Origin of the sequence: Delftia sp. RIT313, assembly GCF_000632165.1 — a bacterium.
Taxonomy (GTDB): domain Bacteria; phylum Pseudomonadota; class Gammaproteobacteria; order Burkholderiales; family Burkholderiaceae_C; genus Comamonas; species Comamonas acidovorans.
Genome location: NZ_JFYT01000101.1, coordinates 127,755 through 140,641, shown reverse-complemented (window position 1 = coordinate 140,641; position 12,887 = coordinate 127,755). Strand labels below are relative to the sequence as shown.

At 69.4% G+C, this 12,887-nt stretch carries 12 protein-coding genes; 5 read left to right on the top strand and 7 right to left on the bottom strand.

The features are described 5' to 3' along the window. Positions 1-60: 60 nt before the first annotated feature. The gene (locus BW39_RS27815) at positions 61-1,446 is read right to left on the bottom strand and encodes an ATP-binding protein (RefSeq protein ID WP_043825424.1); all 1,386 of its coding nucleotides are present in this window, start codon (positions 1,444-1,446) and stop codon (positions 61-63) included. After that, positions 1,443-2,141: a response regulator transcription factor gene (locus BW39_RS27810; protein WP_043825458.1), complete on the bottom strand. Its 699-nt coding sequence runs from the start codon at positions 2,139-2,141 to the stop codon at positions 1,443-1,445. Before BW39_RS27810 ends, BW39_RS27815 begins: the two co-directional genes overlap by 4 nt. Positions 2,142-2,234: 93 nt before the next feature. Here BW39_RS27810 and BW39_RS27805 point away from each other — a divergent pair, with 93 nt between their 5' ends. Both BW39_RS27805 and BW39_RS27800 read left to right on the top strand, forming a co-directional pair. Then, on the top strand, positions 2,235-3,011 hold the full coding sequence (locus BW39_RS27805) for a phosphatase PAP2 family protein (protein WP_043825422.1): 777 nt from the start codon (positions 2,235-2,237) through the stop codon (positions 3,009-3,011). A gap of 12 nt (positions 3,012-3,023) precedes the next feature. Next, positions 3,024-3,608 (top strand): phosphatase PAP2 family protein, encoded by a 585-nt coding sequence (locus BW39_RS27800; RefSeq protein WP_043825420.1) that lies wholly within the window; start codon positions 3,024-3,026, stop codon positions 3,606-3,608. A 139-nt stretch (positions 3,609-3,747) separates the two neighbouring features. Here BW39_RS27800 and pyk read toward each other — a convergent pair whose 3' ends face one another. Further along, complete coding sequence (pyk, locus tag BW39_RS27795) at positions 3,748-5,184, bottom strand: pyruvate kinase (RefSeq protein WP_012202862.1); 1,437 nt, start codon at positions 5,182-5,184, stop codon at positions 3,748-3,750. A gap of 373 nt (positions 5,185-5,557) precedes the next feature. Between pyk and BW39_RS27790 the strand changes: the two genes are divergently transcribed. The 3 genes from BW39_RS27790 to BW39_RS27780 all read left to right on the top strand — a co-directional run bounded on the left by BW39_RS27790 (position 5,558) and on the right by BW39_RS27780 (position 9,655). Continuing rightward, positions 5,558-6,541 (top strand): cyclase family protein, encoded by a 984-nt coding sequence (locus tag BW39_RS27790; RefSeq protein WP_052155446.1) that lies wholly within the window; start codon positions 5,558-5,560, stop codon positions 6,539-6,541. Beyond that, complete coding sequence (locus tag BW39_RS27785) at positions 6,538-8,199, top strand: AMP-binding protein (RefSeq protein ID WP_043825418.1); 1,662 nt, start codon at positions 6,538-6,540, stop codon at positions 8,197-8,199. Before BW39_RS27790 ends, BW39_RS27785 begins: the two co-directional genes overlap by 4 nt. Positions 8,200-8,389: 190 nt before the next feature. Next, a complete protein-coding gene (locus BW39_RS27780; protein ID WP_043825416.1) occupies positions 8,390-9,655 on the top strand; it encodes a TIGR03118 family protein in 1,266 nt (421 codons plus the stop codon). 2 nt (positions 9,656-9,657) lie between these two features. Here BW39_RS27780 and BW39_RS27775 read toward each other — a convergent pair whose 3' ends face one another. From BW39_RS27775 to BW39_RS27760, 4 genes are all read right to left on the bottom strand, one after another. Then, positions 9,658-10,476 carry a hypothetical protein gene (locus BW39_RS27775; protein WP_012202858.1) on the bottom strand — a complete coding sequence of 273 codons (819 nt, stop codon included), beginning with the start codon at positions 10,474-10,476 and terminating at the stop codon, positions 9,658-9,660. Continuing rightward, the gene (locus BW39_RS27770; protein ID WP_043825414.1) at positions 10,469-11,851 is read right to left on the bottom strand and encodes an aminopeptidase P N-terminal domain-containing protein; all 1,383 of its coding nucleotides are present in this window, start codon (positions 11,849-11,851) and stop codon (positions 10,469-10,471) included. The genes BW39_RS27775 and BW39_RS27770 overlap by 8 nt, the downstream gene beginning before the upstream one ends. A 100-nt stretch (positions 11,852-11,951) precedes the next feature. After that, positions 11,952-12,482, bottom strand: coding sequence for a rhodanese family protein (locus BW39_RS27765; protein ID WP_043825412.1), 531 nt, complete (start codon positions 12,480-12,482; stop codon positions 11,952-11,954). 27 nt (positions 12,483-12,509) lie between these two features. Beyond that, complete coding sequence (locus BW39_RS27760) at positions 12,510-12,827, bottom strand: ArsR/SmtB family transcription factor (RefSeq protein WP_012202855.1); 318 nt, start codon at positions 12,825-12,827, stop codon at positions 12,510-12,512. Positions 12,828-12,887: the final 60 nt, after the last annotated feature.

The following is a 12,887-nucleotide window of genomic DNA, read 5'->3' as shown; positions in this document are numbered from 1 at the left end:
GGTGCGCTGCGGGGCCACGGCCGGGGGATCGCGGCAGTAACCGCTTGGTAACTGGCGATTTTAACCAGCTGCCGCCAACCCTGTCCCGGGCATTCCCATGCGGTAGCAGGTCGTGAAGCCTTCGGGCGGCGCGGCCTCGCCAAAGCTTCCCTGGTGGGCGCGCAGCACGCGCGCCACGATCTCGTGGCCCAGGTGCAGGCTGTCCACGGGCGCTGCCGCGCGCTCGGCGCCATCGCGGCGGCCGTCGCTACGGCGGCCGTCGTCGCAGACCTGCAGCCAGACCTCGCCGTCGGGCCCCTGCCCGGCCTGGACTTCGATCTGCGTGCCGTGCGGCGTGTGCTTGAGGGCGTTTTCCACCAGATTGCGCAGCGCCAGCTCCAGCAGCACGGCATTGCCCATCACGCCCAGTGCCTCAGGCGCCTGCACGGACAGGCTGCAGTCGCGCTGCCAGGCCGCCTGCGCATGGGCGGCCACCACCTGCCGGGCCAGCGCGGCCAGGTCCACGGGCACGGGCGGCTCGGCCAGCATGGCGCGGCCGGCGCGCGCCAGTGCCAGCAACTGGCTGAGCACATGGCCGGCATGCAGCGCGTCCCGGCCTATCTGCGCCAGCGCCTGGCGTTGGGCCGGGGCGTCCATGGCACCAGCCGGCGCATCGCCCAGGGCCCGCGCCTGCAAGGCGATGGAGGCCAGCGGCGTGCGCAGTTCATGGGCCACTTCGTTGGCCAGGCTGCGCTCGCGCTCCAGCGCCTCCTGCTGGCGGTCCAGCAAGGTGTTGATGGAGTTCACCACGGGCATGAATTCCCGCAGCGCGTGGCGGTGCGAGACGCGCTCGGCCTGGGCCAGGTCCAGGCGCTCCACCTCGCGCGAGAGTTCGTTGAGCGGCCGCATGCCCCGGCGAATGGCCAGCCCCAGCGCCAGCGCCACCACAGGCAGCAGCCACAGGCCGGGCTCGACCATCTGGCCCGCAATGTCGTCGGCCAGTTCGTCGCGCTCCTGCAGCTCGATCATCACGCTGACCTTGCGTGCGTGGTCGCGGCTCCACTGGGTGAAGCTGCGCCAGGCACGGCGCTCCGGGCCCAGGCGCAGCGTGGCAAAGCCCTGCTCGGTGTCGAAGGAGGGCTCGGGCGCATCGCCCGTGCGCGAGATGAGCCGGCCGGAGCCATCCCACAGGGCCACGCTCAGCGACTGCTGGTAGTCGTGGGCCATGAGGCCGGGGGGCTCATGCACGGGCGTGGCTGCTCCCTGGCCTACGGCGCCTGCGACTTCCAGGTTGAGCACCAGCGCAGCCACGCCGGCCAGGTGGCCGTCGGTGAGCTCGTCGGCCTCGTGCACGCCGGTCTGGTAGCCCAGCGCCACGAAGCTGGCCCAGACCACGACCAGCGCGCCCAGCATCCAGGCCATCAGATGCCAGATCAGCGAGGGGCGGCGGTCCGGCGCGGTGCTCATGTGTTCTCCACGGGCAGGAAATAGCCCACGCCACGCATGGTGACGATGCTGGCATTGCCCAGCTTCTTGCGCAGGTGGTGGATGTGGACTTCGACGGCATTGCTTTCCACGGCCGTGCCCCAGCTGTAGAGATGTTCCTCGATCTGCTGGCGCGAGAGCACGCGCCCGCGTGCCTGCAGCAGCACCCAGAGCACCGAGAACTCGCGCGGCGACATCTCCACCAGCTTTCCGTCGCGGCGCACGGTGCGCGCGGCCGGGTCGACCTCCAGCTCGCCATGGCGGATCACGGGTGCCGCCTGGCCTCCTGCGCGGCGCAGCATGGCGCGCAGCCGCGCCTCCAGCTCGTCGATGTCGAAGGGCTTGACCAGGTAATCGTCGGCACCCAGGTCCAGCCCGGCGATGCGCTCGCGCACCTGGTCGCGCGCGGTGAGGATGAGCACGGGCGTGTTGGGGTCCGGCAGGGCCTGGCTGTCGCCACCCGGGCGGCGCGGGCTCCGCAGGCGGCGCAGGATTTCGCTGCCATCGCCGTCGGGCAGGCCCAGGTCCAGCAGCACGGCGTCGAAGCGCTCCATCTCCAGCGCATGCCAGGCATCGGCCACGGTGGAGCAGACGTCGACCGCATAGCGGCGCTGTTGCAGATTGGCCTGCAGGCCTGCGGCAATGCCCGCGTTGTCTTCGACGACCAGTATTCGCATGCGCGCATTGTGCAATGGCCGCTGCCGGCTGCGGCGCCAGACGATGGCCGCACGCCGGGGCATGCGTTAAGACGGGTTTAAGCCGCGCTTCTCATGCTGCCGGCCATGCCGACACCTGAACCCCGAGATTTCTCCGCAGCCCCCGCGCAGGGCCCCTCCTTCAAAAGCACCCTGCTGTGGACCCTGGCGGCCCTGGCCGTGGTCCTGGCCTGGGATGCCAGCGCCCTGGACCTGTCCATGGCCCGCTGGTTTGGCGACGCCGATGGCTTTGCGCTGCGTTCGGACTGGTTCTTCGTGAACATCGCCCACGAAGGCGCACGCCGCCTGGCCTGGCTGGTGGTGCTGGGCCTGACGCTGTGCGTCTGGCGGCCCGTGGGCCCGCTGCGCCTGCTGCCCCATGGACGGCGCGTGCAGCTGGTGGCGGGCATCTTGCTGTCGCTGGCCCTGATCTCGCTGCTCAAGTACACCAGCGCGACCAGCTGCCCCTGGGACCTGGCCGAGTTCGGCGGCGTGGCGCGCCATGTCTCGCACTGGTCGCTGGGCCTGGCCGATGGCGGGCCAGGGCGCTGCTTTCCCGCAGGCCATGCCTCGGCAGGCTTTGCCTTTCTGGCCGGCTATTTCGCGCTGCGCCGCCATGCACCGCGCGCAGCCTGGATCTGGCTGGCCGTCTCGCTGGCCGCGGGGCTGTCGATGGGCCTGGCCCAGCAGATGCGCGGCGCCCATTTCATGAGCCACACGCTGTGGACCGGCTGGCTGTGCTGGACGGCTGGCTGGCTCTTCGACCTGGCGGTCACGCGTGCGCTGCGCACCCGGGAAAGCGCGCCCGACTCCCTGTGGCCCGCCGCCAGTCTTCCGCCTTCCACTCCCTGATCGAGCGTTGCCATGCTGCCCCTGGACCCCGCCCTGTTCACGCTGCTGAACGCCAACGCGCAAACGCCCGCCATCTCGATCGAGGCGGCGCGCGCCATCTCCTCCTGGCTTCCCTCGCTGTGCGCCGTTCCCGTGATGGCCGGGCTGCTGCGCGGCTCGCCCGCCCTGCGCCGCACCCTGGTGCTGGCCCTGCTGTCCATGCTGGCCGCCTGGGCCGTGGCGCGGCTGATCCGCTGGGGCTTCCCGGCGCCGCGTCCTGCCCAGCTGGGCATGGGCGTGCAATGGGTGGAACACGCGCTGCGGTCCAGCTTTCCGAGCATGCACGCCACGGGCGCCTTTGCCCTGGCCCAGGCGCTGACCCTGGGCTGCACGCGCCACCGCCGCTGGGTCATGGTGTCCGCCTGGTCGCTGGCCCTGGGCATGGCCTGGAGCCGCGTGCACCTGGGCGTGCACTTCCCGTCCGATGTGGTCGGCGGTGCCATCGTGGGCATCTGCAGCGCCACCCTGGTCTGGCATGCCGCGCTGTGGCGCCGCCGTGCCGTCATGCCCAACCTGCTGCCCTACAACGCACGAACCCACTCAGGCAGGCCCCAATAGACCATGGCGAAGGCATAGCGCACCGCACATAAAACTGGCGCGCCCCAAAACGAGGGACACCGAGCAAGGGCCGCCCCGCCGCGAGGGTGTCGTCCCCCCCGCGTAGCGAGAGGGGGAAGGCGCGAAGCGCCTCAGGGGGTTAGTTCACACGACATATCTTCAGCATGTTGGTGCCACCGGGCTGGCCCATGGGCTCGCCGCAGGTGATGGCATAGACATCGCCGCTTTGCACGATGTTGCGCGCGCGCAGATGGCCTTCGGCCTGGTCCAGCGCGGTGTCGCGGTCGGCGCTGGTGTCCATCAGCAGGGGGCGCACGTTGCGGTACATGGCCATCTTGCGCTGCGTGGAGATCTTGGGCGTGAGCGCGTAGATGGGGATGTGGATGCGGTGGCGGCTCATCCACAGCGCGGTGGAGCCGCTGTCCGTCATGGCGACGATGGCCTTGGCGCCCAGGTGGTGGGCCGTGAACAGCGCGCCGATGGCGATCGACTGGTCGATGCGCGAGAACTGGCGGCCGGTGAACTCGGCATCGCTGTCCGGGTCTTCGGCGGCTTCTGCGGCGGCGCAGATCTTGGCCATTTCCTGCACGGTCTCCAGCGGGTACTTGCCGGCGGCGGTCTCGGCGCTGAGCATGACGGCGTCCGTGCCGTCCAGCACGGCGTTGGCCACGTCGCTGACCTCGGCGCGCGTGGGCACGGGGTTGGTGATCATGCTCTCCATCATCTGCGTGGCGGTGATCACGAACTTGTCCATGTCGCGCGCCATGCGGATCATCTTCTTTTGCAGCGCGGGCACGGCCGCGTTGCCCACTTCCACGGCCAGGTCGCCACGGGCGACCATGATGCCGTCGGAGACATGCAGGATCTCTTCCAGGCGCGGAATGGCCTCGGCACGCTCGATCTTGGCGATCAGGCCGGGCTTGTGGCCGTACTGGGCCGCAGCCACGTTGCACAGCTGGCGCGCCATCTCCATGTCGGTGGCGTTCTTGGGAAAGCTCACGGCCACGTAGTCGGCCTGGAAGCTCATGGCGGTCTTGATGTCCTCCATGTCCTTGGCCGTCAGCGCCGGGGCCGTCAGGCCGCCGCCCTGCTTGTTGATGCCCTTGTTGTTGGACAGCTCGCCGCCCAGCTTGACGGTGGTGTGCACCTCGTCGCCGCGCACATGGTCCACGGTGAGCACGATCAGGCCGTCGTTGAGCAGCAGCACATCGCCGGGCTTCACGTCGCGCGGCAGCTCCTTGTAGTCCAGGCCCACGCCTCCCAGGTCGCCGGGCGCTGTGCGCGATGCGTCGAGCACGAAGCGCGCGCCGGGCTCCAGCATGACCTTGCCTTCGGCGAACTTGCCGACGCGGATCTTGGGGCCCTGCAGGTCGGCCATGATGGCCACCTCGCGGCCTGCGCGCTGGGCCGCCTCGCGCACCATGGTGGCGCGGTCGATGTGGTCCTGCGCCTTGCCGTGGCTGAAATTCAGGCGCACCACGTTGACGCCTTCACGCACCATCTGTTCCAGCAGTTGCGGGTCGCTGGAAGCGGGGCCCAGGGTGGCGACGATCTTGGTGGCACGGCGGACTTGCATGGAATGTCTCTCGCTCAGGGTTTGTAATCGGGTTTCAATTCTCACACGAATGCGGTTACATGAAGGCAACATTCCGGCATGTGGCCAGGGGCTGAAAGCCAGGCCCCAGGCACCTCGCAGATCGCGCAGGCGCGGCACGCAGCGCATCGCAAAGCACCGTGGCGCCTGGCCTTTGCCGCTATGGGTTTTGATGCTGCAGCGCAGCATCGCCGGCGCAGGCACGCCGCCATGCCTGCCGCCTGTGAAAGCAGTTTTGCCCGGGACGTTCGCAATGCCTGCCGCCCGCGTGTCGAACCCGCGACAGCCTCGCGCCCCTCCTGGCGTTTGAATGCCCTGCGCGCCTTGTTCGACAAACCAACGACAGGAGACAGACATGGGACATGCCCACGACCATGGACACACGCACGACGACGCCCCGCTGATGGAGGATCTGCTCAGGAACGCCCCCAGCAACTGGGGCCGCTGGGGAGCCGACGACGAGGTCGGGGCGCTGAACTTCCTCACGCCCGCCGAGGTGCTGCGCGGCGTGTCCCACATCCGCTCGGGCGAGACCTTCACGCTGCAGCGCCTGATCGGCGACCCGCGCGGCGATCCGGTCTGGCCCGGCCGCACACCGGCCGAGCGCACCATGGTGTTTGACGAGTCCAGCTGGGACGGCCCCGATGCACCCCGGCTCCCCGGCGGCCTGCACTATGCCGATGACAAGCTGGACGCCTTCCTGCAGGGATCGACACAGTACGACGCGCTGGGCCATGTCTGGTACGGCGGGCGCATCTGGAATGGCTATGACGCACGCACCACCATCGGCGGGCTGGACAAGGCCAGCGTGGAGGCGCTGGGCGCGCGCGGCATCGTGGGGCGCGGCGTGCTGCTGGACATGGCGCGCCACCGCGGCAAGGCAGCGCTGGAGCGTGCCGAGACCTTCACGCACGAAGACCTGATGGCCTGCGCCAAGGCCCAGGGACACACCATAGAAAAGCACGACATCCTGATCGTGCGCACCAATTTCCTGTCGGGCTTCTACGAAGACCAGGCGAGCTTCTACAACGACTTCTGCGAGCCCGGCCTGACCTACTCGCCCGAACTCGTGGACTGGTTCCATGCGATGGAGATCCCCAACCTGGTCACCGACACCATCGCCAACGAAGTCACCATGGACCCCGTGCACGGCGTGGCCCTGCCGCTGCACTGCGCGCTGATGCGCAACCTGGGCGTGACGCTGACCGAGATCTGCGACCTGGAGGCCCTGGCCGACAGCTGCGCGCACGACGGCCGCTACACCTTTCTGTACGTGGCCGCGCCGCTGAAGATCCACCGCGCCACGGGCTCGCCCGTCAATCCCGTGGTGATCAAATGAGCGCGGCCCCATCGCACGACAGGCCCTGGCTGGGCCTTTACGCGCCGGGCCAGCCGGCCGAGATGCGGCCGCAGTTCGGCAGCATGCTCGACCTGTTCGAAGCCTCGCTGGCTGCGGCACCCGGCTGCGCCATCGTGCGCTACTTCGACGGCGGGCTGAACCTGCGCGAACTCGACCAGGCCGCCAGCGCGCTGGCCCATGCGCTGCAGGCGCGGGGCTTTGCGGCCGGCGACCGGCTGGCCCTCTATACGCAGAACAATCCGGCCTTCGTCATCGGCCTGGTGGCGGCCTGGAAGCTGGGCGGTATCGCCGTGCCGGTCAATCCCATGAACCGGCAGCGCGAGCTGCACTACATCCTGCACAACGCGGGCGCCCAGGCCCTGCTGTGCCTGGACCAGCTGTACCTGGACGTGGCCCGCGAAGTGCATGCGGCCGGCGGCCTGCCGCTGGCCACCGTGGTCACCACGTCGGCGCTGGACTGGCAGACGCGCGGCGATGCGCGCGTGCTCGGCGACGGTCCGCGCCTGCCCGTGGCCGATGGCACGCTGGACCTGCTTGCGCTGGTGCAGGCCGGCGGCCAGCCCGCGCCGCTGGCGCGCCGGCCCGCGGCGGGCGATACGGCCGTGATCACCTACACATCGGGCACCACGGGCCAGCCCAAGGGCGCCATGAACACGCATGGCAACTTGGCCTTCAACGCCCAGACCTACCGCGACTGGATAGGCATCACGGCGGACGACAGCGTGCTGGGCCTGGCACCGCTGTTCCACATCACCGGCCTGGTCGGCCATGTGGCCCTGGCCCTGCTGGTGCCCTGCCCGCTGGTGCTCAGCCACCGCTTCCATCCCGCGACCATGCTCGAATCCATGCGCGAGCACCGGCCCAGCTTCACCATCGGCGCCATCACCGCCTTCGTGGCGCTGATGAACCACCCGGGCGTCTCGCGCGAGGATTTCCGCAGCTTCAAGGCCTTGTACTCCGGCGGCGCGCCCATTGCCCCGGCCGTGATCCAGGCCTTCGAGCAGCTGTCGGGCCTGGTCATCCACAACGCCTTCGGCATGACCGAGACCTGCTCGCCCACGCACTTCGTGCCGCTGGGCGCGCGGGCGCCGGTGGACCCGGCATCGGGTGCGCTGTCCATCGGCGTGCCGGTCTATGGCACGGTGGTGCGCATCATCGACGACCAGCACCGCGAGGCCGCGCCGGGCGAGATCGGCGAGATCGTCTCGGCCGGCCCGCAGATCATGTCCGGCTACTGGAACCTGCCCGAAGCCACGGCCGACGCCATGTTCGAGGGCGGGCTGCGCACGGGCGACGTGGGCTTCATGGACGAGCGCGGCTGGTTCTACCTGGTGGACCGCAAGAAGGACATGATCAACGCAGCCGGCTACAAGGTCTGGCCGCGCGAGGTCGAGGACGTGCTCTACACCCACCCCGCCGTGCGCGAGGCCGCCGTCATCGGCGTGCCAGACGACTACCGGGGCGAGACCGTCAAGGCCGTGGTCTCGCTGAAAGCGGGCCGGCAGGCCGCGCCCGAGGAACTCATCGCCCATTGCAAGGCGCACATGGCCGCCTACAAGGTGCCGCGCATCGTCGAACTGCGCGAGGAACTGCCCAAGACCGTGACCGGAAAGATTCTGCGCAGGCAGCTGCGCTGAGTCCTCCTGCATCGCTCTGCAGAATCAGACGGGGCCGCATTGACCCGGCAGGCGGCCCCTCCCTAGCATCGCCTGTTCATATCTGCGGCCCCCCGGGTTCGCAGGCAGCAGCCAGAACATCCGGTGCCCCTTGGTTTCGCATGCTCAGCCAACCCATCCACCGCTTTGCCATGCCACCAGAAAATCCAACATGCTCGACCGGCGACATTTTGTTCTGAGCGCCCTCGCTTCCTCCGCACTGACCGCCTGCAGCGGCGGCGCACCCGCCAACCGCTACCTCCAGACACCCCTGCTCGCCAGCCATGCTGGCTACGGCGCGCGCTTCACGGAACCCGACTTCGTCAACGGCTGGGGCATTGCCATCCGCCCGGCCGGCGCAGGCGGCCATTTCTGGATTGGCGGCGGTGGCACTTCCTGGCAATTCCTGGGTGATGTCTCGCGCTCGTCCGAGCCAAGCCTGCGCACACTGCGCCAGGACGGCCTTCGCAAGGTGGCCGTGCCCCAGTCGGACTCCCGCATCGACGACGGCAGCGCAGGCAAGGTCACTGGCGTGGTCTACCACGGCGCGCCCCTGGAATCCCACCTGTTCCGCGTGCGCAGCCAGCCCGCAGGCGGGCGCCTGCTCGACGGCGCGGCGCGCTTCGTCTTCGTGACCGACAGCGGCAGCGTCAGCGCCTGGACCGAGCGCGACGCCGAGACGGGCGCCATCGTGCGCGTGGACGGCCCAGCCGTCGAGGTCTTCGATGGCACGGGCCGGGGCATGGCCTTCTTCGGCGCGGCCCTGCATACAGGCCGCTGGGACCGTCTGTGGCTGGCCGATTTCGGCGACCAGCCTCAGATCCGCACACTGGACGCGCAATGGCAGCTCACCCCCACCCAGGGATTCGTCAACCCCTTCGCCAGCGGCCCTGCCGGCGTTGCCAGACCTGGCGATCCCGTGCCGTTCAACATCCAGGTTGTCAACGACGGCTCAAGAGACCGCGTCTTCGTGCTCTACGCCATGAGCCAGCCTGACCCCGAGGACGCCAGCGCCTTCTTCGCGGGTGAGGAAGATGCCATGGATGCAGAGCGCGAGGCCGCAACCGGCAACCGCCCCGCGCGCGGCAAGCTGGCCGAGTTCGATCTGGACGGCCGCCTGCAGCGGATCTATTCAGACGATGGCAGGCTCAACGCGCCCTGGGGCGTGGCCATCGCACCGCCCGACTTCGGGCCGCTATCGGGCCGGTTGCTGGTGGGCAACTTCGGCGGCGCGGGCCGCATCTGCGCCTTCGACCTGGACAGCGGCAGCTACGTGGACGAGCTGCGCGATGGCCAGGATCGCCCGGTCGCCATACCGGGCCTGTGGGCGCTGCAGTTCGGCAACGGCGTGGCCCTGGGCGACAGCAACGCCCTGTACTTCGCGGCCGGCCCCAAGGATGAGACGGAAGGCTTGTTCGGCTCGCTGAGGTTTGGCTAGAGTCACACCAGCCCGTGCGAGAGCAGATAGGTGATCGCATGGGCCACCATGGCCGCCTCCAGGCCATAGCGCCAGAACAGGAAGCCGCCCACGGCGCCGTGGACGATTTCGAACAGCAGCAGCTGCAGCACCAGCCCGTCCGACAGGCCGCCCCAGGTACCCCAGGCCAGCGCCAGCTGCAGCAAGCCCCAGAGCAGGGCCGACAGCATCACCGACCACCAGCCCAGCATCCAGCCCGGGCGGCGGTCGGTGCGCCCGCTCAGCCGCCACAGCAGCCACATCACCAGCGTCATGCCGCCCAGGCGCATCACCAGCTCGGCCGTGATGCCCGCGTACAGGATCTTGGCGCCCAGCGGCATGGCGTAGACGGGGTCGATCAGGGTCAGGTCGTCGGGCCAGGCCAGGGCCAGGGTCACCAGCCAGGCCGCGCCGACCACGCCGCCGGCCAGCCCCGGCAGCGTGAGATAGCGCACGGCGCGCTGGGGCGAACGCCCGGCCACCCAGGTGGTAAGCAGCGGTGCGGACAGGCCCAGCCTTGGCCCCAGCCACACCCCGACGCCCACGGGCAGGGCCAGCAGCGCGGCCATCACGCCAATGCCGGCCAGCGGCGTGGCCAGCGGCTCCACGGGCAGGCCCAGCAGGCGCATCCAGTCAGGCAGCACGAACCAGGCCATGGCCGCCACGCCGGGCAGGCCCAGCAGCCAGAGCACCGTGAAGATGCGCCAGCTCAGCCGTGGCAGCGCGGGCGGGACATAGGCCGATGGGGCGGGCATGAGGGTGGACACGGGGCCGGTGGTGGGCAGGCTGGCGTTGTCAGTCACGCATCAAGGCTTCTATCTCGTCGGGCTCCACGGGCACGCCGCGCGTGATCAGCTCGCAGCCCGTCTCGGTGACGATGGCATCGTCCTCGATGCGGATGCCGATGTTGTGGAACTGCTCGGGCACGCCGGCCGCAGGGCGCACGTAGATGCCCGGCTCGATGGTGGTGCACATTCCCGGGCGCAGGATGCGGCTGGGGCGGTTGGTGATGGTCTCGCCCGACAGCGGGTCCTTGCGCTCGTGCGACTGGCCCAGCTCCGAGGGCTCCACATAGCTGCCGCAGTCGTGCACGTCCATGCCCAGCCAGTGGCCCGTGCGATGCATGTAGAACTGGAAGAAGGCGCGCTGCTCGATCACGTCCTGGGCATTGCCATAGACCTTTCTGTCCAGCAGGCCCAGGTCCAGCATGCCCTGCGCCAGCACGGCCACGGTGGCGTCGTGCGGATCGTTGAAACGCGCACCGGCGCGCGTGGCCGCCACGGCGGCCTTCTGGCTTTCCAGCACCAGCTCGTAGAGCGCGCGCTGCGGGCCGGTGAAGCGGCCATCGGCGGGGAAGGTGCGCGTGATGTCGCTGGCGTAGCCGTCGAGCTCGCAGCCCGCATCGATCAGCACCAGCTCGCCCGCGTGCACGGGCGCCTTGTCGGCCTGGTAGTGCAGCACGCAGGCGTTGGCGCCGGCCGCCACGATGGAGCCGTAGGCCACGTACTGCGAGCCCTGCTGGCGGAATTCATGCAGCAGTTCGGCGTCGAGGTGGTATTCGCGCACCTCCTGGCCTGCGCGCAGCATGCGTGCCGAGCGCTGCATGGCGCGGATATGGGCCTGGGCGCTGATGGCGGCGGCGCGGCGCATGATGTCCTGCTCATGCGCGTCCTTGACCAGGCGCATCTCGTCCAGCAGTGTGCACAGGTCGCCCTGCTCGGCCGGGCACAGCGCGCCAAAGCGCACGCGCGCGCGCACCTGGCCCAGCCAGCCTTCCACGCGCACGGCCAGGCCTTCATGCGTGGCGAATGGATACCAGAGGCGGCCCCGGTTCTCCAGCAGGCGGGGCAGGCGCGTATCGATCTCGGCGCTGGAGAACGCCTGGCTCACGCCCAGCGTGGCCACGGCGGCCTCGGGGCCCAGGCGGATGCCGTCCCAGATTTCGCGCTCCAGGTCCTTGGGCTGGCAGAACAGCACGCTGGTACCGTCGGCGGCCAGCACCAGGCAGGCATTGGGCTCGGCAAAGCCGGTCAGGTAGTAGAAGTAGCTGTCGTGGCGGTACAGGTAGCCGGTGTCCCGGTTGCGCTGGCGCTCGGGAGCGGTGGGAATGATGGCGATGCCGCCAGCGCCCAACTGGGCGGCCAAGCGTGCGCGGCGTTGAGCGTAAACAGATGTCATACAGCTATCGTACTGCCGTCCGGGGTTCTCCACAGTCCCCTGAACAGGGGAACTTGGGGGTCGGACAGCAGGCGTCAGGCTGGATTCAGTGCAGGCGCCGTCACTGCCCCAGGGCGCGCCGGTTCCAGGGCGCCTTCATCAGAACGCGCGCCAATCCGCAAAAGCCCGTGGCACCGGCCACGATCAGGCCGCAGCCCACGAAGGCCGACAGCAGGTGCCACCACGGGGACACCGTGGCGCCGAGCACGGCGCCCAGCAGTGCCAGCCCGCCCGCGCCCAGTTGCACCTGGCGCTGCAGCTCCAGCGGCTGGCGGCTGTCGCGCAGCACGGGCAGGCCTTGTGCCTTCCAGGCGTCCAGGCCGCCGTCGAGCACATGGCCGGCACAGCCGGGCGGCAAGGCTGCCGCCAGGGCCTGGGCGTTGAGGCGCGTGCGGTGGCCGGAGCGGCAGTGAAACACCACGGCGGCGGGCGCGCCGGCCAGGGCTCCCGCCGCCAGGCGATCCATGGGCATGCTGCGTGCGCCGCCTATGCGTTCGCGCGCATGTTCGTCCGGCGCGCGGATGTCGATGAGCCAGGCGCCCTGCTCCTGCATCTGGCGGGCGGCTTGGGAGGAGACGGAGGAAAGGGACATGGATCAGCTCCTTGGGAACAGAGGATTTCAGGCGCAGAAGATGCTCTTGAGCGTGGCCACCAGCTTTTGCACATCGGGATTGGCGATGCGGTAGTACAGCGTCTGCGACTCGCGGCGGTAGGCGACCAGACCCTCTTCGCGCATGCGGGCCAGGTGCTGGGACAGGGCCGACTGGCTCAGCGGGATCTGCTGCAGCAATTCGCCCACGGACAGCTCGCCATGCTCGATCAGCAGGCACAGCACCAGCAGGCGCCTCTCGTTGCCCACGGCGCGCAGCAGCGCGGCGGCACGTGCAGCGCCCTGCTGCAAAAAGGCCTGTTCGGGAGAGAGCGTCGGTTCGGTCATGGTTGATCAAGAACAATCTAATTTAGCAAATTCTAATATAATTACCGACAGGCTGCACAC

Coding starts and splice junctions, on each gene's coding strand:
- BW39_RS27815 (WP_043825424.1), bottom strand. CDS start 1,446: ATGAGCACCGCGCCGGACCGCCGCCCCTCGCTGATCTGGCATCTGATG.
- BW39_RS27810 (WP_043825458.1), bottom strand. CDS start 2,141: ATGCGAATACTGGTCGTCGAAGACAACGCGGGCATTGCCGCAGGCCTG.
- BW39_RS27805 (WP_043825422.1), top strand. CDS start 2,235: ATGCTGCCGGCCATGCCGACACCTGAACCCCGAGATTTCTCCGCAGCC.
- BW39_RS27800 (WP_043825420.1), top strand. CDS start 3,024: ATGCTGCCCCTGGACCCCGCCCTGTTCACGCTGCTGAACGCCAACGCG.
- pyk (WP_012202862.1), bottom strand. CDS start 5,184: ATGCAAGTCCGCCGTGCCACCAAGATCGTCGCCACCCTGGGCCCCGCT.
- BW39_RS27790 (WP_052155446.1), top strand. CDS start 5,558: ATGGGACATGCCCACGACCATGGACACACGCACGACGACGCCCCGCTG.
- BW39_RS27785 (WP_043825418.1), top strand. CDS start 6,538: ATGAGCGCGGCCCCATCGCACGACAGGCCCTGGCTGGGCCTTTACGCG.
- BW39_RS27780 (WP_043825416.1), top strand. CDS start 8,390: ATGCTCGACCGGCGACATTTTGTTCTGAGCGCCCTCGCTTCCTCCGCA.
- BW39_RS27770 (WP_043825414.1), bottom strand. CDS start 11,851: ATGACATCTGTTTACGCTCAACGCCGCGCACGCTTGGCCGCCCAGTTG.
- BW39_RS27765 (WP_043825412.1), bottom strand. CDS start 12,482: ATGTCCCTTTCCTCCGTCTCCTCCCAAGCCGCCCGCCAGATGCAGGAG.
- BW39_RS27760 (WP_012202855.1), bottom strand. CDS start 12,827: ATGACCGAACCGACGCTCTCTCCCGAACAGGCCTTTTTGCAGCAGGGC.